Origin of the sequence: Halorubrum marinum (assembly GCF_048381195.1) — an archaeon.
Taxonomy (GTDB): Archaea; Halobacteriota; Halobacteria; order Halobacteriales; family Haloferacaceae; genus Halorubrum.
Map to the genome: position 1 here is coordinate 531,579 of NZ_JBLWMM010000003.1, position 17,494 is coordinate 549,072.

The 17,494-nt window shown below is 68.2% G+C and carries 17 protein-coding genes; 4 read left to right on the forward strand and 13 right to left on the reverse strand.

Annotated elements, in window-relative coordinates:
* Positions 1-23: 23 nt before the first annotated feature.
* Together ACNSN4_RS06460 and ACNSN4_RS06465 are read right to left on the reverse strand one after the other, a co-directional pair.
* On the reverse strand, positions 24-1,814 hold the full coding sequence (locus ACNSN4_RS06460; protein ID WP_418284959.1) for a sensor histidine kinase: 1,791 nt from the start codon (positions 1,812-1,814) through the stop codon (positions 24-26).
* 154 nt (positions 1,815-1,968) lie between these two features.
* Complete coding sequence (locus ACNSN4_RS06465; protein ID WP_418284960.1) at positions 1,969-3,102, reverse strand: UbiA family prenyltransferase; 1,134 nt, start codon at positions 3,100-3,102, stop codon at positions 1,969-1,971.
* Positions 3,103-3,293: 191 nt separating this feature from the next.
* On the opposite strand from ACNSN4_RS06465, the gene ACNSN4_RS06470 reads away from it, so the two are divergent.
* On the forward strand, positions 3,294-4,058 hold the full coding sequence (locus tag ACNSN4_RS06470) for a VOC family protein (protein ID WP_418284961.1): 765 nt from the start codon (positions 3,294-3,296) through the stop codon (positions 4,056-4,058).
* Positions 4,059-4,067: 9 nt separating this feature from the next.
* Here the strand turns inward: ACNSN4_RS06470 and ACNSN4_RS06475 are convergent, their stop codons facing one another.
* From ACNSN4_RS06475 to ACNSN4_RS06515, 9 genes are all read right to left on the reverse strand, one after another.
* Positions 4,068-6,863, reverse strand: coding sequence for a hybrid sensor histidine kinase/response regulator (locus ACNSN4_RS06475; RefSeq protein WP_418284962.1), 2,796 nt, complete (start codon positions 6,861-6,863; stop codon positions 4,068-4,070).
* Positions 6,864-6,987: 124 nt separating this feature from the next.
* The gene (locus ACNSN4_RS06480) at positions 6,988-7,434 is read right to left on the reverse strand and encodes a Zn-ribbon domain-containing OB-fold protein (RefSeq protein WP_418284963.1); all 447 of its coding nucleotides are present in this window, start codon (positions 7,432-7,434) and stop codon (positions 6,988-6,990) included.
* Entirely contained in the window at positions 7,431-8,597 is a 1,167-nt protein-coding gene (locus tag ACNSN4_RS06485; RefSeq protein WP_418284964.1) for a thiolase domain-containing protein, read from the reverse strand. The genes ACNSN4_RS06480 and ACNSN4_RS06485 overlap by 4 nt, the downstream gene beginning before the upstream one ends.
* A 72-nt stretch (positions 8,598-8,669) precedes the next feature.
* Entirely contained in the window at positions 8,670-9,422 is a 753-nt protein-coding gene (locus ACNSN4_RS06490; protein WP_418284965.1) for a proteasome assembly chaperone family protein, read from the reverse strand.
* 90 nt (positions 9,423-9,512) lie between these two features.
* On the reverse strand, positions 9,513-9,701 hold the full coding sequence (locus ACNSN4_RS06495; RefSeq protein WP_418284966.1) for an RNA-protein complex protein Nop10: 189 nt from the start codon (positions 9,699-9,701) through the stop codon (positions 9,513-9,515).
* A 32-nt stretch (positions 9,702-9,733) separates the two neighbouring features.
* Positions 9,734-10,534 carry a translation initiation factor IF-2 subunit alpha gene (locus ACNSN4_RS06500; protein WP_418284967.1) on the reverse strand — a complete coding sequence of 267 codons (801 nt, stop codon included), beginning with the start codon at positions 10,532-10,534 and terminating at the stop codon, positions 9,734-9,736.
* A 17-nt stretch (positions 10,535-10,551) separates the two neighbouring features.
* Positions 10,552-10,725, reverse strand: coding sequence for a 30S ribosomal protein S27e (locus ACNSN4_RS06505; RefSeq protein ID WP_418284968.1), 174 nt, complete (start codon positions 10,723-10,725; stop codon positions 10,552-10,554).
* Between the two features lie 2 nt (positions 10,726-10,727).
* On the reverse strand, positions 10,728-11,009 hold the full coding sequence (locus ACNSN4_RS06510; protein ID WP_418284969.1) for a 50S ribosomal protein L44e: 282 nt from the start codon (positions 11,007-11,009) through the stop codon (positions 10,728-10,730).
* A gap of 107 nt (positions 11,010-11,116) precedes the next feature.
* Entirely contained in the window at positions 11,117-11,797 is a 681-nt protein-coding gene (locus ACNSN4_RS06515; protein WP_418284970.1) for a cyclase family protein, read from the reverse strand.
* 133 nt (positions 11,798-11,930) lie between these two features.
* On the opposite strand from ACNSN4_RS06515, the gene ACNSN4_RS06520 reads away from it, so the two are divergent.
* Complete coding sequence (locus tag ACNSN4_RS06520; RefSeq protein ID WP_418284971.1) at positions 11,931-14,048, forward strand: alpha/beta hydrolase family protein; 2,118 nt, start codon at positions 11,931-11,933, stop codon at positions 14,046-14,048.
* A 52-nt stretch (positions 14,049-14,100) separates the two neighbouring features.
* Here ACNSN4_RS06520 and mce read toward each other — a convergent pair whose 3' ends face one another.
* Positions 14,101-14,487 carry a methylmalonyl-CoA epimerase gene (gene mce / locus ACNSN4_RS06525; RefSeq protein WP_418284972.1) on the reverse strand — a complete coding sequence of 129 codons (387 nt, stop codon included), beginning with the start codon at positions 14,485-14,487 and terminating at the stop codon, positions 14,101-14,103.
* Between the two features lie 86 nt (positions 14,488-14,573).
* Between mce and ACNSN4_RS06530 the strand changes: the two genes are divergently transcribed.
* Entirely contained in the window at positions 14,574-14,888 is a 315-nt protein-coding gene (locus ACNSN4_RS06530; protein WP_418284973.1) for a YbjQ family protein, read from the forward strand.
* 36 nt (positions 14,889-14,924) lie between these two features.
* Here ACNSN4_RS06530 and ACNSN4_RS06535 read toward each other — a convergent pair whose 3' ends face one another.
* Complete coding sequence (locus ACNSN4_RS06535; RefSeq protein WP_418284974.1) at positions 14,925-16,601, reverse strand: acyl-CoA mutase large subunit family protein; 1,677 nt, start codon at positions 16,599-16,601, stop codon at positions 14,925-14,927.
* A 124-nt stretch (positions 16,602-16,725) separates the two neighbouring features.
* On the opposite strand from ACNSN4_RS06535, the gene ACNSN4_RS06540 reads away from it, so the two are divergent.
* Complete coding sequence (locus ACNSN4_RS06540; protein ID WP_418284975.1) at positions 16,726-17,391, forward strand: O-methyltransferase; 666 nt, start codon at positions 16,726-16,728, stop codon at positions 17,389-17,391.
* The last annotated feature ends 103 nt before the right edge of the window (positions 17,392-17,494 follow it).

The following is a 17,494-nucleotide window of genomic DNA, read 5'->3' on the forward strand; positions in this document are numbered from 1 at the left end:
GATTCGGCGGGCCGGACAAGTGCCTACCGACTGCCGTCGCTGGCCGTGCCACCGGTGGATGTCTCGCTGGCGTTCTCTCCGAGCCGGACAGCGGTCGGATTCCTCGCGTCGTGCGCGGTGAGACCCCCGCCTGCAGTATCGGACCCCGTCGTCGGGAGCGAGACGGTCACGACGGTGCCGCGAGGCTCGCGCCGCTCGAACGACACGTCCCCGCCGACGCGGTCGGTCGCCCACTTCACGATCCACAACCCGATCCCGCTCCCGTGTTCGAGCGGCGTCTCGGTCCCCCGGTTTAACACCTCGTACTCCGTTTCGTCGATGCCCGGGCCGTCGTCGGCGACCACGAGGGTGACCCAGTCGCCGTCGGCGGTCGCGTCGAGCCACACCGACGGCGCGTCCCCGTCGTTGTGACGGACCGCGTTCGAGCAGAGGTCCTCGGCGATGACGGAGGCGACCGCCGGTACGCGCACCGCAGGCAGGTCGTCAGCGACGGAGACCCGTGCGCACGGGAACTCGGCACGGAGGTCCGCCGCGACTCCCGTAAGCGCTTCGTCGAGGGCGACGGGCGGCGGCGTCTCTCGGATCGGATCGAACAGTTCGCTCGCCGTCCGCGTCCGCTCGCTGAGTTCGAGGATCCGAGTCGCGCTCTCTTTGACGACCCTGAGCGCCCGCTCGTCGGTCGGATCCGCCTGGAGCTGCTCCGCGTAGCCGTGGATGAGGTTCGTCTCGGTGCGTACGTCGTGACGGAACACCCTGTTGAGCACGTCGAGGCGCTGTTGCTGTCCGAGGTACTCGCCGACATCGTGGAAGATGACGAGGGAACCGATCGACCGCCCGTGCGCGTCGCTCACGTCCCGCGTCCTCGCCTCGTACGGCCGTCGACCGTCTGCGCCCATAATTGTGAGCGGCGAGGGGTCGGCGTCGTCCTCGACGAGCGCGTCGTACCGCGGCACGACCGCGGCGGCCGGCTCGCCGACCGCGGTGCGACGGTCGATACCGAACGTCTCGGCCGCGGACTCGTTCAGATCGACGACGTACCCCTCGGTCCCCACGACGAACGCCGGATCGTGGAGGTGTTCGAACACGAGCTGCCGAGCCCGACGGCGCGGCGCCGGCGCGAGCGTGAGCAACCGAAACCGAGAGAGCGCGAGCAGGTACGCCACCCCCGAGACCGCGAACGCGAGCGGCGTCGGGTCGAGTCCCGCGACGGGAATCGCCCCGGAGAGGTACAACACGCTGCTCGCCCACGGTGCTGCCGTTCCGACGATAAGCGCCGCGCTCTGCCCCCGAAACGGCCGCGCGTCATCTCTGACGAGCTGGACGATCGGCACTGACCCCAACAGTCCGAGCAGGTACGTGTATCCCGCGATCACGTAGTACCACGGCCCGGGCTCGGCGCGCAGAAACGAGCCGACCGGTGACTCCGCGACCGCGGCGTCCGCCCGGATGAGCCCGCTCGGGTCGCCGACGAGGACGACGGCGACGGTGACGACCGGCGTGACCGCCAACGCGGCGATCACGCCGGGCGTCACGTAGCGATCGCGCCCGGTGTATTCGAGCGCGAACAGCAGCCACGCGACCGGAATCACCACCACGCCGATCCACTGGACGTCGTACCAGAGCGCCTTCGCCGCGAGCGTCGGGGCCTCGAGTTCGAACACGAGGAACGTCGTCCACCACACTTGTCCGACGAGCAGCAACGCGAGCCACGTCGCCCCCGCCTCCGGTCGCTCGCGCCACGCGAGCATCGCCGCGGACGTTCCAGTAATCACCGCGGCGAGCAGCGCGACCGAGAGCGGGCTCAACGCTATCACCGCTTTATTGCAAACAGGGCGGATATAAATCATTTTGTTACATTCATCCGACATCGGTTGGACTGCGGCGAAAAAGGCGGTCGCAGGCGACGCTGCGGTCCTCGGTATCGCCGCGGCCGCAGCGAACCTCGGACCGACCGCGACGCGTCTCGGATCAGCCGATCAGGAGGACCCCCGCGAGCAGGACGCCGACCGCGAAGTAACAACAGTCGGGGGCGACCCCGAGCGCTGCGGCGTCGTCAGTTCGTCCCGCGAGCGCGGTGATGCCGACGGACACGCAGACACCGACGAGGAGCGCACCGGCGATCGCTGGCGCAAGCAGCCCGCTCACGCCAGCGCCCGTCACGACCGCTGCAGCGACGATGTCGACACCGTACAAGGCGCGACGGGTCGTAGCGACGCCAAATCTGACCGGCAGCGTCGCGACGCCCACGGCCGCGTCGGCCTCCACGTCCCGGACGTTCGGGAGCTCGGCGTCGACGAACGACCGCAACAGGAAGTAGGTGAATACGACGGCCACGATCGAGGCGTCGCCCGCGACGGCGTCAAGGCTTCCCGCGGGTGCCCCAGCGAGCGCATCGGCGCCTCCAGCGGCGAACGCGATCGGTAGGGCGGTGACCGCGATCGCCCAGCCGAGCGCGACGACGAGCGAGTTGAGAATCAGCACGTCCTTCAGTCGGGGGAGCCGCCGCCGGACCGCACCGACGCGGTCACCCGCGGCCAGCTCCGTGGCGACTCGCCCGACGTTCGGCAGCCAATCGGACGCGTATAACACCCAGAACGTCCCCGGAAGCAGCGTTATCGCGAGCGCAAGCGGGCCGCCGAGCACCGCCAGCGCGACCGCGAGCCCGTACGCGATCGCGGCGGCGATCATGAGCTGATCGCCGTACCGACGCGCGATCGCCGCCCGCTCCGGCGTCGACCGCGCGTCCGCGTCCGCGTCGACGACGTGGTCGACGGTGTACACCGCGAAGGCGACGAGTGCGACCACGGCCGGCGCGGGCGTCAACGGCAGGCCGAGCAGGACGGCCGCGATGAGCGTCTCGACCGCCGCGACCGCCGCGATAAACGGCGCCCCCGACGCGTACGCCATGAGCGTCCGCGCGCTCCGAGCGACGACGCGCTTTGCCGATTTGATACCGTTGGCCGATTCGATACCCTTCGCCGATTCGATACCCTTCGCCGATTCGATACCCTTGACCGATTCGATGTTCCGAGTCACGCTCGAGCGATGCAACGAGTCTGTGCCGTCGAGCGGTGTCGACGGCGGATCTGGTGTGTCTTCCATCGTTTGGGGACCGGCGCCGTCCGCGACGACACCGGTCGCTCGATCCTCTGGACTCGACGATTATCTATCCGGGTGCTGACCGCTAAATGAATGACCGAATACGATCGGATTATACAACCCAGTCGGTCGTCGTGAGGCAGACGGTTCCCCCTTTCAGTACGCTTTTGAGGCGAGCGGACGATCCAGGGGATATGGACGGAACATTCGATCACGTGATGACCCGCGTCGAGGACTTAGAGGAGAGTCTGGACTGGTATCAGACCCACCTGAACTACGAAGAGAAGGGCCGCTGGGAGGCCGACACCTTCACAAACGTCTATCTCGGTCCCGAGGAGATGCACGAGGACGGAGCGATGTTGGAGCTGACGTACAACCACGGCGATCACACCTACGAGATCGGCGACGCGTGGGGCCACATCGCCGTGCGGGTCCCCGAGGACGCCCTTCAGGAGTCGTACGACCAGCTGATGGAGGAGGGCGTCGAGGACTACCGCGACCCCGAGTCGTGCGGGAACCGCTACGCGTTCGTCAAGGACCCCGACGGTCACGAGATCGAGATCGTCAAGCGCGACTACGGTGAGAAGTGGAGCATCGACCACACGATGATCCGCGTTGAGGACGCCGACGAGGCGCTCGGCTACTGGACCCGCAAGTTCGGGTACACGGAGACGGGTCGCTGGGAGGCCGACACCTTCGCGAACTACTTCATGGCCCCCGAGAACGCGTCGGAGGAGGCGATGAAACTGGAACTCACCTACAACTACGACGGCCGCGAGTACACGATGGGCGACGGCTGGGGACACCTCTGCGTCCGCGTGGACGATCTCGACGACGCGTGGGAGCAGCTGATGGTGCGCGAGGCTCCGGACTACCGCGACCCCGAGTCGTGCGACCACAACTACGCGTTCACGAAGGACCAAGACGGCCACGAGATCGAGCTGCTCGTCCGCGAGTAGGGCAGCCCGTCAGCCCGCGGCGTCGACGATCTCGACTCCGCTCACCTCGAAGCACGCGCCGGATGTCGGCTCGTCCCCCGCCCCTCCCTTCCCGCCGTCTCCGACGCTGACCGCCCACCCGTGGGCGTTCGCGACCTGCTCGACGATCCGGAGACCGAACCCGGTTCCCGTCCGTGTCGTCGAGACGCCGGCGTCGAAGATATCCTCGCGCATCGACTCCGAGATACCCGGCCCGTCGTCCGCCACGTAGAACCCCGATCCGTCGTCGAGGGCACCGATCGTGACCGTCACGTCGGGACCGGCGTGCTCGACCGCGTTTCGAATCAAGTTCTCGATCAGCTGCCGGAGGCGGCTCTCGTCGGCCGCGAGGGCAACGTCCCGCTCGACGGTGAGCGTCGCCGCCGCGGTGTCGACGTTCTGCCAGCAGCTCTCGGTGACGGCGGCGAGACTGACCGTCGCGGTCTCGTCGACGCGGTTCCCCTCGCGAGCGAGCGCGAGCAGGTCCTCGATCAGCGTTTCCATCCGCTCGTGAGCGCCCGCGGCGGCGGCGAGGTGGTCGCTGTCGAACTCGTCACGGGCCAGTTCGACACGACCCTGGGCGACGTTGAGCGGGTTACGCAGGTCGTGAGAAACCACGCTGGCGAACTCCTCGAGCCGGTCGTTCTGTCGCTCCAACTCCGCGCTGCGCTCGTGGAGCCGCCGCGTCCGTTCCTCGGACCGGAACGCCGTCTCCGCGGCCGTGGCGAGGATCCGCGCGAGGAACTCGTCGGTCCCGTCGAACACGTTGGGCTCAGTCACGCCGACCGCGAGCGTCCCGTCGTCGCCAATCGGCAGGATCATCAGACTCCGGAGGCCCGTCCCAGCGTCAAACCCATCGTCGACCTCGACGTCCGCGTGGACCTGGACTTCCCCGGCTTCGAACGCCGCCCAGTTGAGGCTCCCGCCGTCGGCGGTAAACACCGTTCGGTCGGGGAGGATCTCGGCCACGGCATCTGATGCGGCCACGGGGACCAGCCCGGCGGCCTCCTCGTCGTACAGCCGAACGGTGGCAACTGAAAAGCCGAGCACGTCCTCGGCGGCGTCGACGATCCGCTCCGCGATCGCCTCGCGGGACTCCGCTCGGATCAGGTCGCGTGTCGCGTCGTGGAGCCGTTCCAAGCTCGACTCGCGGGCCACCCTGTCGAGAGCCGTTTCGAGGTGATTCGCGATGATCTCCGCGATGAGCACGTCGGTATCGGTGAACGTGTGCGGGGTCGACGCGGAGATGACGAAGATACCGTGTTCGCCGATCGGGTGGAGCACGAGGCTCTCTGCCGGCGTCTCCTCCGCGAGGCGGTCCGAACTCGAGAGCTCATCGATCGCGATCGGCTCCTCGCTCCCGTACGCCTCCCATGCGAGCTCGGCGCGAGACCCCTCCGGGGAGTCACGGTCGTACGACGGGGGGCCGTCGAAGAGTGCGCTGACCGAGTCGGCCAGCGCGGCCGGTTCGAGCCGATCGCCCGCCTCGTTCAAGAGATGAATGCCGCTGAGTTGGGCACCGACGATCTCGTCGACGGCGTTGACCGCCAGTCGCGTCGTCTCCTCAATCGTCCGCGTGTAGTTGAGCTGTTGCGTCCACTCGCGGAGCTGTGCCAGCTTCACCTCTCGACGCTTTCTCTCCGAGACGTCCCGCGTGTTAATGACGTACCCTCTGATCGCGTCCTCGGTGTGGCGGTCGCTCCACACCGATTCCAGCCACCGGTACTCGCCGTCAGCACAACGGAACCGGTACTCGACGGCGTGATCTCCTCCTCGTCCCGAGTCCCCTCCTCGTTCCGAGTCCTCATCTCGTTCCGAATCCCCGAATGATCCATAGAGCACCGCCTCGACGGTCTCTCGGTCTTCAGGATGGATGTACTCGAACACGATGTCGCCCAACAGTTCGTCCGGCTCGTAGCCGACGATCTGTTCTGTCGACGGGCTGAGGTACTGGAAGCCTCCGTCCCCGTCGAGCATAGTGACGATGTCGCCGGAGTGCTCGACGAACGCCCGATGCCTGTCGCGCTCGGTAACGTCTCTGAGCATACCGACGAATCGTTTCTCGCCGTCCTCCTCGAACTCGCCAAAGGAGATCGACAGCGGGATCTCGTGGCCGTCGTGGTGTCGTCCGGAAAACTCGACGTTCGACCAGTCAAGCGACCGGTTGTCAGTTTCGAGGAATCGCTCCAGTCCGCGGCCGTAAGCGTCGCGCTTCCGCTCCGGCATGAGCCGCCCCAGCGGCTTCCCGACGAGGTCGTTCGGATCGTAGCCGAACAACCGCTCGACGGCGGGGTTCGCAAATCGGATGGTGCCGCTGGCGTCGATCGTGACGATCCCGTCCATCGAGTGAGCGGTGATCGCCTGAAGGTGCGCTCGCGTTCGTTCCGCCTCGCGCTCGAACCGTCGCTTCTCTACCGCGTCGGCGATGCGATTCGCCAGAATCTCGTACTGCTCGGTGCCGCCGCCTTTCTGCAGGTAGTCGGTCACACCGGCGGAGATCGCGTCGCTGGCGACCGCCTCCGACCCTTTCCCCGTATATAATATAAAGGGCAGGTCAGGGTTTCGCTCGCGAACCAACCGAAGGAACTCGATCCCGTTCCGTCCCGGCATGTCGTGGTCCGAGACCACGCAGTCGATCTCGCGGTCGTCGAGCGCGGAGAGTCCCGCCGTCGCGTCTGTCGCCGTCTCAACCGCGATCCGGTCGTCCTCGCGTTCGAGGAACGACGCGGCGAGATCCGCGAGGTCCGGGTCGTCGTCGACGTGGAGCACGCGGATCTGATCAGTCATCTCGTATCGGTACAAACGATGGCGGTATAACAATTTGGAGGATCGAGCGAGCGTGGAAACGGGTCGAGAGCCGTGCCCCCGATCCGTCGCCTGCACCTACGGTTCGATCCGAACGGAGCCGGGATCAGACGTTCTCGTCGCCGATCGGACGGAATACGACAAGCGGATTCCCGTCCGTCTCGCGCTCCTCGACGCCCGCACGGACGTCCTCGCCGAGATCGGCATCGGTCCCGTCGCCGTCGGGATCGACGCCGCGGAACACGCCCGTGAGCCGGACCGGACCGAAGTCCGCGATGGCGCTCACGTACGGCGCGTCGTCGGCGAATCCCGGCGAGGGAACGTGGACCGTGCTGGTCGTCTCGACGGTTCCGGTCTCCTCGAGCGGTTCGCGGTCGAGCTCCGAGGAGCCGCACTCGGGACAGACCCGTCTCGGCGGGAGCGAACCGTGTCCGTCCGGACAGCACAGCGCGTAGCCGGTCCCCGCCCCGAGCGCGTCGAGCCACTCGTCGTAGCTGGCGTTCTTTTTGCCGTGGCCGGCGTTCGCCTTTCGCTCTTCGCTCCCGTCGCTCATTCCGCCACCTCCAGCACGTGGACGACCGCGCTGGCGACGGTTCCGCCCGCGTTGTGGGCCACGCCGATCTCGGCGTCCGCGACGTGCTCGCTGTTCGGGTGGTCGCCGCGAAGGAGCCGCGTCAGCTCCGCGATCTGTGACCCGCCCGTCGCGCCGACCGGGTGTCCCTTCGCCTTCAGGCCCCCGGAGAGGTTCACCGGGAGGTCGCCGTCTGCGGTCGTGACCCCATCGCGCGCCGCCGAGAGTCCCTCGCCGGGCGCGAAGAAGCCGAGCGACTCCAGCGCGAGCACCTCAGCGATGGTGAAACAGTCGTGGACTTCGGCGACGTCGACGTCGTCGGGGGTCACGCCCGCGTCGGCGTACGCCGCGTCGGCCGCGTCGTCTGCAGCGGGCGTGCGCGCGAGATGGTCGCGGTCTGCGAGCGCCATTCGGTCGGTCCCCTGTCCGGTACCGGTCACCGCGACGGGCGCGTCGATGTCGTGCTCGTCGGCGTACTCCGCCGAGACGATCAGGAGCGCGCTCGCGCCGTCGGTGATGGGACAGGCGTCGTACAGGTGGAGCGGCTCGGCGACCGGCGGCGCGGACAGGGCGTCGTCGACGGACACCTCCCGGCGGTACTGGGCGTACTCGTTCGGCACGGCGTTCGCGTGGTTCTTCGACGCGACGTGCGCCAAATCGCGGCGGCTCCCGCCGTAGGCGTCGAAGTACGCGGTCGCCATCAGGGCGTACGCGCTCGGGAACGTCACCCCGGCCCGCACCTCGAAGAGGTCGTCCGCGGCGATGGCGAGCCCCTCCGTCACCTCGTCGGTCGGGAGGTTCGTCATCCGCTCCATCCCGCCGGCGAGAACCACGTCTGCGTCGCCCGCGCGGACGGTTCTGACGGCTTCGCGGACGGCGACGCCCGCGGAGGCACACGCCTCCTCGTATCGCGTCGCGGGACAGCGGACGCCCGCGGCCTCCGCCATCAACGGGGCCTGATGGCCCTGGTGCTCCGCGAGCGCGCCCATGAAGTTGCCGTAGTTCAGTTCCTCGACGTCCTCGCGCGGGACGCCGGCGTCCTCGAACGCCCGGAGCGCGGCCGTCGCGAACAGGTCGCGACCGGTCCGCTCCGGGTGGCTCCCGAAGTGAGTGAGGCCGACCCCGGCGACGCGTACGTCGGTCATACACGAACGATAATCGGGGACCGGTTTATCGCTGCCGGAACCAGCGAGGGCGGGGAGCCGCCGTCGCTTCCCTCAGCCGATGTACCGGAGGTCGTCGTCCGGCACGGCCGGTCCCTCCTGCATCTCGCGGATCTTCCCGACGACTTCCTCCATCTCCTCGGCGCGGTCCTCCAAGCTCTCGTAGTCGACGTCGAAGTCGAGCACCTGTTGGAGCACTTCGAGCACCGCTCGCGCGCTCTTGGGATCGACGAGGTACCCGCTCGTCTCCCCCATCAGGCAGGCGGCGGCGAGTCCGCGGCGCTCGCCGAGCCCGAGCACGAGTCCGGAGACGCCGACGATTCCGCCCGCCGGTTCGTCGGGGCGGAACTCGACGCCCGCGTCTTCGAGCCCCTCGACGAGTTCCTTGTCCGAAACCGCGCCGAGCACGGTGTACTCCTCGACGAGTTCACCCGTCGGCACACCGCCGAGCGCGTACGCGCGAGTCGTCCCGAACGACTCGGCGATGTCCAGAAACGTCGAGGTGAGCCTGTAGTGGCCCGCGTTCGAGCCGGCCTGATGATCGCCGGTCAACACCAGCATGTCGGCGCCGTCGGTCTCGACGGCGTGAAACTCGGCACAGGTGAGCTCGGCGACGCCGTCGCCGTCGACGTTTACCTGCGGCGGGAACTCCGTCGAGTACACGCGACGCACCAGCTCACTGTCGAACTCCTCTAATAGGTGCTCCGCAGCGAGCTTCCCCACGTGGCCGACGCCCGGCAACCCCTCGATGAGCACCGGGTCGTCGAGCTCCGGCGTCGCGACCTCGTCGATCTCGATGTCGTCCATACCGGGTCCGTCCGGGCGGCGGTCACAAGAGGGTGGCTATTCCGGCGGGACAGCGAGAGTGGAACAAGAGCGGTGTGCGATAGACGAGCGCTACTCGGCGGTGGCGTCTCGTCGTCGAGCGCGGCGCCGATACTCCCCGTACGGGTCCTCGGGACTGAACGGTGCGGGCGCGCTGTTCGCCGTCGGGGCGTCGCACTCGGGGCAGCGGTCGCCGAGCGTGTACACCGGACGGTCGTGGACGCGTTCCCAGTCGGCGCAGACGCGGATATCTGATTTCACGGAGTGACTCTAAAGGGGAGCGGATACCGCGACTACTCGTCGTCTTCGCGGCGCTCGCGGTGGAAACCGCCGAAGCCACCGGCGGCTTCGATAGCCGCGCGGGCGCGCTCGGCGGCCGCTTCGAGCTGGTCTTCCGCCGTCTTGTAGTCGGGCGCGCGAACCTTGATGCGGTACTCGGGCGAGCCGACGTAGCCGACGTCGAGCTCCACGCCGTCCGGGACCTCGCCGTTGCCCTCTGCCGCCTCGAGCGCGGCCTTCACGTCGTCGACGCCGTCCGGCGCGGTGGATTCGAGATCCACGTATCCGGACACGTCGACGTACGGAACGGAGACGTTGTCGCGGGCGGCCGTGACGATCGCCTCGGCGGCCTCATCGTCGATGTCGACGTCGTCGAGGGCCTCGCTTCCGCTGATCGCGGCCGCCTCGAAGGCGTCGTACAGGGACTCGTACTCGACGAGGAGCGTGTTTGCGACCTCGGTGTAGCGCTCGTCGTCGACGTCCTCGCCGAGCGCGATGAGCATCCAGTTGTCGGCCTTCTGGGCGTTCTTCCAGGCCTGTATCTTGTCCTTCCGCTGGTGTTCGTTGACGTCTTTGATCGACAGGTCGATCTGGTTCGCGGACTCGTCGACCTCGAGCACCTTCGCGACGACGGTCTGTCCCTCGCGGACGTGGTCGCGGACGTTCTTGATCCAGCCGGAGGCGACCTCGCTGATGTGACAGAGACCGCGCTTGTCCTCGTACTCGTCGAGGTCGACGAACACGCCGAAGTCGGCGATCTCGTCGACGTCGCCGACCACGAGCTCGCCGGGTTCGGGCCAGCCGCTATACTTCATAAGCGGGTGTGAGGCGGTTACCGCGCCTCAACGGTTTCGACGATATCGCCGTGCAGTTCGGCCTCGCCGCCGGTCGGGGTCGCGAGCGTCGTGCCGCAGACCGCACACGACACCACGGAGGAGGCCTTGCTGAAGACGACCTGTTCGTTCTCGCAGTCGCCGCAGGCGACGCGGTGGAAGCTTCCCGCCATGGTTACTCCTGGAACGTCAGCCGGCCGGCGCGCCATCCTTTGCGCATGTGGGCCTTGCCGCAGTCGCCGCAGCGGTACTTCAGGTGAGTCTTCTTCGTCGGCTTGTCGCCACCGGGAACCTTCGAGTACCCGCCGGCGTTACCGATCGTCGCGAGTGCGCGGCGTCGCTGTCGCGCGTCGCGTTTCATTCCGGTCGCTCGACCCGATCGAACCTTCTCCACTTCGTGCTCCTGATGGGAGTCACAGTGTGGACAGTACGTGTTGAAACGACGTGGCATTTCCATGGATATCTACCTTGGAACGCGGTTCGTCGCCGACGCTTAAAACGGGTTTGGTCTGTCTCGCGGGCGGGGACCGGCGCGAACTCACTTCGCGTCTCCCACTCCGCAACTTACGCCTCCCACTCCGCAACTGCCCGCACCGGAGCGCCGTCACCGCCGCGGAGCCGCAGGGGGAACCCGAACAACCGAAACCGTTGAGGGAGCCCGTCGAGCCCGCGGAGATTCTCGACGACCGCGAGCTCGTCGCCCAAGAGAACGTCGTGGGCCGGCGTCCCCTGCGACTCAGCGTGCTCAGAGGCCACCGAGGCGGCTTCGCTCGCCGACGGCGTCGGGTCCGGCCCGAACGTGTCGAGGGCGACGCCGACGCCCAGTTCACGGCAGCGCTCGGCTGCTGCCACGGTCAGATGCGGGTGGTCCCGGTACCGCGGCGTGCCCCAGTGCTCCGCCCAGCCGGTCCGAAGCACGAGGAGGTTCGGCGGCGAATCGCTCTCCGTCCCGAGTTCGTCCGGGAGGATTTCGGCCCCGATCGGTTCTCGGGGCTTCAGCGGTCGGCAGTCGACCAGCTGCGCGTCGAACGCGAACGCGCCGACGTCGAGGTCGTCGAGCGTCGCGCCTCCGTCGATCGTGTGACGCGGGGCGTCGACGTGGGTACCGGCGTGGGTCCCCGTTCGGAGCTCGCTCGTGGCGTAGCCGTCGGCGTCGTGAGACGCGTCGGGCGTCAGCGTCACGTCGGGGTCGCCGGGATACGTCGGCATCCCCGACTCGATCGGGTGGGAGAGATCGCGGAACACGTGTTGCCGTGACGACGAGGAGACACAAAACGACGGCGCCGACGACCCGCCGGGGCTCCGTGGTCCGCCCACGACGACCCGCCGACGTTCCGCGGCCAGAACGTATTTGCACCGTCCGGCGTTCGGTGCGTCCATGTCGGAACTGTCGCTCGACGCGTACTACGAACTCTCGCAGATCGGCGAGGTCGCCGTCTCTCCGTCCGGCGATCGAGTCGCGTTCACCGCCACCGAATACGACCAGTCCGCCGACGAGGCGGTCGCCTCGCTGTTCGTCGTCCCGACCGACGGCTCTCGCGACCCGCACCGGCTGACGAACGCCTCCGGGGCCTCCTCTCCCGCGTGGAGCCCCGACGGCGACCGCCTCGCGTTCGTGGCTGCCCGCGACGAGGACGCGGCGCGACGAGTCGGGTGGCGCGAGCGGGGCGAGGAGAGCGAGACCGACGGCGATGCCGAAGACCTCGGAGACGACGAAGCCGGGGACGACGAAGCCGGGGACGACGAGCCGAAACCGCAGGTGTGGCTCTTCGACCTCGCGCTCGGCGGCGACGCCAGACAAGTCACCGACCGCGCGGAGGGAGTCGCCGACTTCGACTGGTCGCCCGACGGCGACCGCCTGGTAATCGAGTCGCGAGACCCGACCGACGAGGACTCCGACTACCTCGATCAGGTCCGCGAGGAAGGCGGCCCGATCGAGACGACTCGGCTTCAGCACAAGCTGAACGGCGTCGGCTGGACCGACGACGTGACGACGCACCTCTTCGTCGTCGACCTCGACGACCCCGAACGCGAACCGCGACGGCTCGACGACGCCTACGGCGGCGGCGCGTTCCAAGACGTCGCCGGGATGGACCCGCACTGGGGCGATGACGACCGGATCGCGTTCACCTCCTGCCGGCTCGACCGGCCCGACGACACCACCGTCCGCGACGTGTACGCTGTTTCGCCGGAGGGCGGCGACGCCGAGCGCCTCACCGACAGCGCGCTGACACACGGCGCACCGACGTGGCGACCGGGCGGCGACGACCTCGTGACTGTCGCGAACGATCCGGCCGATCCGCCCGCGCCAGCGCGGGTGTATCTCGTTGACGGGGAGGCGAATGCCACTGCCGACTCGACCTCGCTCACCGCCGACCTCGATCGGACGGTCGCGCGCGGCGGTGACCCTGTGTGGGTCGACGGCGCGGTGTACGTCCCGATCGCCGACGAGAGCCACACGCGACTGGTCCGAGTCGACACCGACGGACGCGTCGACCGCGTCTTCGAGGCGCAGGGCCGAGACCGCGCGCTGGCCGGGTTCGACGTCTCGGCCGACGGCACGACGGCGGTTGCCGTCCTCTCTGATCCGACGGGAGGCACGGACCTGTACGCCGTCGCCGTCGACGCTCTCGATCGCAGCGGGGGAGCGACCGACTCCCTCCGCCGGCTCACTCGGGTCAACGAGTCGCTGACCGACGAGTTCGCGATGCCCGAGGCGACGCGAGTCGAGTGGGAGTCGGACGGCTGGACGATCGACGGGGTGGTATACCACGACCCGGAGACCGACCCCACCGAGGGAGGCCACCCCCTCGTGGTCGCGATCCACGGCGGCCCGCTGTCGTACGACGAGCCGGTCTTCAGCTTCGCACACGCGGCGCTGACGAGCCGAGGCTATCTCGTCTTCCGACCGAACTATCGGGGCGGTACCTCCCGGGGTCGGGAGTTCGCGTCCCACCTGACCGGCGCGTGGGGGACGACGGAGGTCGAGGACATCGCGGCGGGGGTCGAGGCGCTCGTCGATCGCGGCTGGGCCGATCCGAATCGCGTGTTCGGCCACGGCTTCTCGTACGGCGGCATCGCACAGGGGTTCTTGGTCACGCGGAAGCCGGACCTGTTCGCCGCCGCCGCGCCCGAACACGGCATCTACGACCTCCGGTCGGCGTTCGGCACCGACGACACGCACACGTGGTTCGAGACGGAGTACGGCCTCCCGTGGGAGAACCCGGAGGCGTACGACGCCTCGACGGCGATCCTCGACGCCGGAGATATCGAGACGCCCCTCCTCGTGATGGCCGGCGGCGAGGACTGGCGGTGTCCGCCCTCGCAGTCCGAGCAGCTGTACGTCGCGGCTCGCAAGCAGGGCGTCGAGGCGGAGCTCGTCGTCTATCCGGACGAACACCACAACATCGGCGACCCGGACCGGGCGATCCACCGGCTGGAGAAGATCCTCGACTGGTACGAGACGCACGACCCGGCGGTCGACGGCGGCGACTAGTCGCCGTCACCGTCGCCCCGGAAGAGTCGCCGCCCGCGAGAAGCCGTCGTCCTCAGTGCTCGACGAACTCCACGAGCACGCCGCCCGTCGACCGCGGGTGGCAGAAGGCGACCTCGTGGCCCCACGCGCCGGGGCGCGGCTCCTCGTCGACGAGGTCGACGCCGAGGTCGCGGGCGCGGTCGAGCGCCTCCTCGATGTCGTCGGTCGCGAGCGCGACGTGGTGGATCCCCGGTCCCTCGCGGTCGAGGTAGTCGGCGATCGGGCCGTCGTCGGTCGGCTCTAAGAGTTCGAAGTACTCGCCGTCGTCGAGTTCGAGGAAGACCACGTCCATCCCGTCGAACGTCTCCTCGTGAGCGATCGGCGCGTCCAGCAGCCCGTCGAACAGGTCAGCGAGGTCGGCGGCGTCTCGGGTCGCGACGCCGACGTGATCGAAGCGCATACGTCTCCGATCGCCCGCCGGAGACTTATATACCGGCGTCGATCCGGTGTCAGTATTTAAGCCACCAGTCGTCGTAGCGTGGCGGTATGCAGCTCTCCAACACCGATTCGATCGCCGGCACAGATATCGACGAGACGCTCGGCGTCGTCCGCGGCAACACGGTCCGCGCCCGCAACGTCGGTCGCGACTTCACGCAGAGCCTCCGCAACCTCGCGGGCGGCGAGCTCAAAGCGTACACCGAGCTGATGACGGACGCCCGCGATCAGGCGCAGGCGCGGATGGTCGAAGAGGCGGAGGCGCTCGACGCCGACGCCGTGGTCAACGTCCGGTTCACGACCTCCTCGATCGCCGACAGCGGCGCGGAGATACTCGCGTACGGGACCGCGGTGCGGCTGCGGTAGGTGACGACACCCGGAACTGACCGCTTTCTCGGCCGCTCACCGCCCGGGCGTGTACTCCCCGAACTCGTCGCGGAACACGTCCGAGATCTCTTGGACCGTCGCGTACGCCTTCACGGCGTCGACGATGTGCGGCATCACGTTCTCCGTGCCGCGCGCGGCCTCGCGCAGCGACCCGAGCGCGTCGTCGACCGCGTCGCTGTCGCGATCCTCTTTGACCGCTTGGACGCGTTCGCACTGATTCTGCTCTTGCTCGGGGTCGACCTCCTCTAAGTCCATCTCGGGCTCCTCGTCCACCGCGAACTCGTTGACGCCGACGATGATCCGCTCGCCCGCCTCGATCTCCCGCTGCCGCTCGAAGGCGACGTCCTGGATCTGCCGCTGGACCCACTGGCTCTCCACGGCGTCGAGCATTCCGCCGCGTCGGTCGATCTCCTCGATGATCTCGAAGGCGTCCGCCTCGATCCCGTCGGTGAGGTCCTCCACGTAGTACGACCCGGCGAGCGGGTCGATCGTGTCGGCCGCGCCGGACTCGTGCGCGAGGATCTGCTGGGTGCGCAGCGCCGTTCGAACGGACTTCTCGGTCGGGAGCGCGAGCGCCTCGTCTTTCCCGTTCGTGTGGAGGCTCTGGGTCCCGCCGAGCACCGCCGCGAGCGCCTGATACGCGACGCGGACGACGTTGTTCTCGATCTGCTGGGCGGTCAGGGTGGAGCCGCCGGTCTGCGTGTGGAACTTCAGCTGCTTCGATTTGGGGTTCTGCGCGTCGAACCGCTCTTCCATGATCTGCGCCCACATCCGACGGGCGGCGCGGAACTTCGCCGCCTCCTCGAAGACGTTGTTGTGCGCGTTGAAAAAGAAGGAGAGCTGCGGGGCGAACTCGTCGACGTCGAGCCCGGCGTCGATCGCGGCCTCGACGTACTCGATTCCGTTTCCGAGCGTGAAGGCGATCTCTTGGGCGGCGGTGGAGCCCGCCTCGCGGATGTGGTACCCCGAGATGGAGATGGTGTTGAAGTTCGGCGTCTCGGCGGCGCAAAAGTCGAAAATGTCCGTGATGAGCCGCATCGACTGCTCGGGCGGGTAGATGTAGAGGTTCCGCGCGATGTACTCCTTCATGATGTCGTTCTGGATGGTCCCCCGGAGCTCCTCGCGCGGGACGCCCTGTTTGTCGCCCATCGCGACGTACATCGCGAGGAGGACGCCCGCGGGGGCGTTGATCGTCATCGACGTGGAAACCTCGTCGAGCGGGATGCCGTCGAACACCGTCTCGAAGTCGTCGAGCGTGTCGATGGCGACGCCGGAACGCCCCACCTCCCCTTCGGCCATCGCGGCGTCGGAGTCGTACCCCATCTGGGTCGGGAGGTCGAACGCCATCGAGAGCCCGGACGAGCCCTGATCGATGAGGTAGTTGAACCGCTCGTTCGTCTCCGTCGCGGTGCCCATCCCCGCGTACTGGCGCATCGTCCAGAGCCGGCCGCGGTGCATCGTCGAGTAGACGCCGCGCGTGTACGGCTCCTCGCCCGGGTTTCCCACGTCCTCGCGGTAGTCGTGGTCGGCGATGTCGGCGGGCGTGTACAGCGGATCGACTTCCTGCCCGCCCGTGTCGGTCGTGAACGTCTCCTTGCGCTCGCCGAACCGGTCGACGGTGTCGCCGTAGGTCCCCGACTCCCACGACTCCTTGGCCTCCCGGATCTCGGCCAGTTCCTCAGGGTCGTACATTATCGAATCGGTCGGCCGACCGCGACTTAACAGTTGTCAGGGTCGGTCGGTCGCCGCCACGCCGGGTGCGACCGCTCCCCGTTGCGCGGCCGGTTTTTAAGTGTTCGGCGTGCGAACTGTGCGCATGGACGTCCTCGCCGACCCCACGGAGCGGTTCCTCGCCGCGACGGCACCCGAGCACACCGCGACGCAGGCGGAGATGGCCGCCCTCGCGGACGACTGGGGCTTCCCGATCATCGGTCCGGAGTCCGGCGCGGTGTTGCGGCTGCTCGCGCGACTCACCGACGCGAAGCGCGTCTTCGAGTTCGGTTCCGGCTTCGGCTACTCCGCGACGTGGTTCCTGCGCGGTGGCGCCGACGCGGTCGTCTGCACGGAGTTCGACGAGGAGGAGGCGGAGCGCGGGGTCAGGTTCGCCGCCGACGGGGGGTACGCCGACCGGGTCACGTTCGAGGTCGGCGACGCGATGGAGACGGTCGAGCGCTACGACGGCCCCTTCGACGTGGTGCTCATCGACCACCAGAAAGAGCGGTACGCAGACGCCTACCGAACCGTTCTCCCAAAGGTCCGGACGGGCGGCGTGATCGTCGCCGACAACATCACCAGAGGCCCGATCGACTTCGCGGACCTCGTCGCCCACTTCGAGGACGGCGCGCCGCTGCCCGACCCCGAAGTCGACGCGGAGACACGGGGAATCGGCGAGTACGTCGGCACGGTGCGCTCCGACGACGCCGTCGAGACCGCGATCCTCCCGGTCGGGTCCGGGATCGCGGTGTCGACGAAGGTGGCGTGAGAGCAGCGTCGTGAACTGCTTATAAATAAATCAGCTGTCGGCGCGCCCCGGTGAGCGGCCTAGCAGGCCGCTCACCGACGGTGCGAGGGACGCGGGTGGGGGG

Bases quoted from the DNA above. Each gene is read 5' to 3' on its own strand.
- ACNSN4_RS06530 (WP_418284973.1), top strand. From the start codon at position 14,574: ATGCAGCTCTCCAACACCGATTCGATCGCCGGCACAGATATCGACGAG.
- ACNSN4_RS06480 (WP_418284963.1), bottom strand. From the start codon at position 7,434: ATGAGCGACGGGAGCGAAGAGCGAAAGGCGAACGCCGGCCACGGCAAA.
- ACNSN4_RS06470 (WP_418284961.1), top strand. From the start codon at position 3,294: ATGGACGGAACATTCGATCACGTGATGACCCGCGTCGAGGACTTAGAG.
- mce (WP_418284972.1), bottom strand. From the start codon at position 14,487: ATGCGCTTCGATCACGTCGGCGTCGCGACCCGAGACGCCGCCGACCTC.
- ACNSN4_RS06540 (WP_418284975.1), top strand. From the start codon at position 16,726: ATGGACGTCCTCGCCGACCCCACGGAGCGGTTCCTCGCCGCGACGGCA.
- ACNSN4_RS06500 (WP_418284967.1), bottom strand. From the start codon at position 10,534: ATGAAGTATAGCGGCTGGCCCGAACCCGGCGAGCTCGTGGTCGGCGAC.
- ACNSN4_RS06505 (WP_418284968.1), bottom strand. From the start codon at position 10,725: ATGGCGGGAAGCTTCCACCGCGTCGCCTGCGGCGACTGCGAGAACGAA.
- ACNSN4_RS06520 (WP_418284971.1), top strand. From the start codon at position 11,931: ATGTCGGAACTGTCGCTCGACGCGTACTACGAACTCTCGCAGATCGGC.
- ACNSN4_RS06535 (WP_418284974.1), bottom strand. From the start codon at position 16,601: ATGTACGACCCTGAGGAACTGGCCGAGATCCGGGAGGCCAAGGAGTCG.
- ACNSN4_RS06490 (WP_418284965.1), bottom strand. From the start codon at position 9,422: ATGGACGACATCGAGATCGACGAGGTCGCGACGCCGGAGCTCGACGAC.
- ACNSN4_RS06485 (WP_418284964.1), bottom strand. From the start codon at position 8,597: ATGACCGACGTACGCGTCGCCGGGGTCGGCCTCACTCACTTCGGGAGC.
- ACNSN4_RS06510 (WP_418284969.1), bottom strand. From the start codon at position 11,009: ATGGAAATGCCACGTCGTTTCAACACGTACTGTCCACACTGTGACTCC.
- ACNSN4_RS06465 (WP_418284960.1), bottom strand. From the start codon at position 3,102: ATGGAAGACACACCAGATCCGCCGTCGACACCGCTCGACGGCACAGAC.
- ACNSN4_RS06475 (WP_418284962.1), bottom strand. From the start codon at position 6,863: ATGACTGATCAGATCCGCGTGCTCCACGTCGACGACGACCCGGACCTC.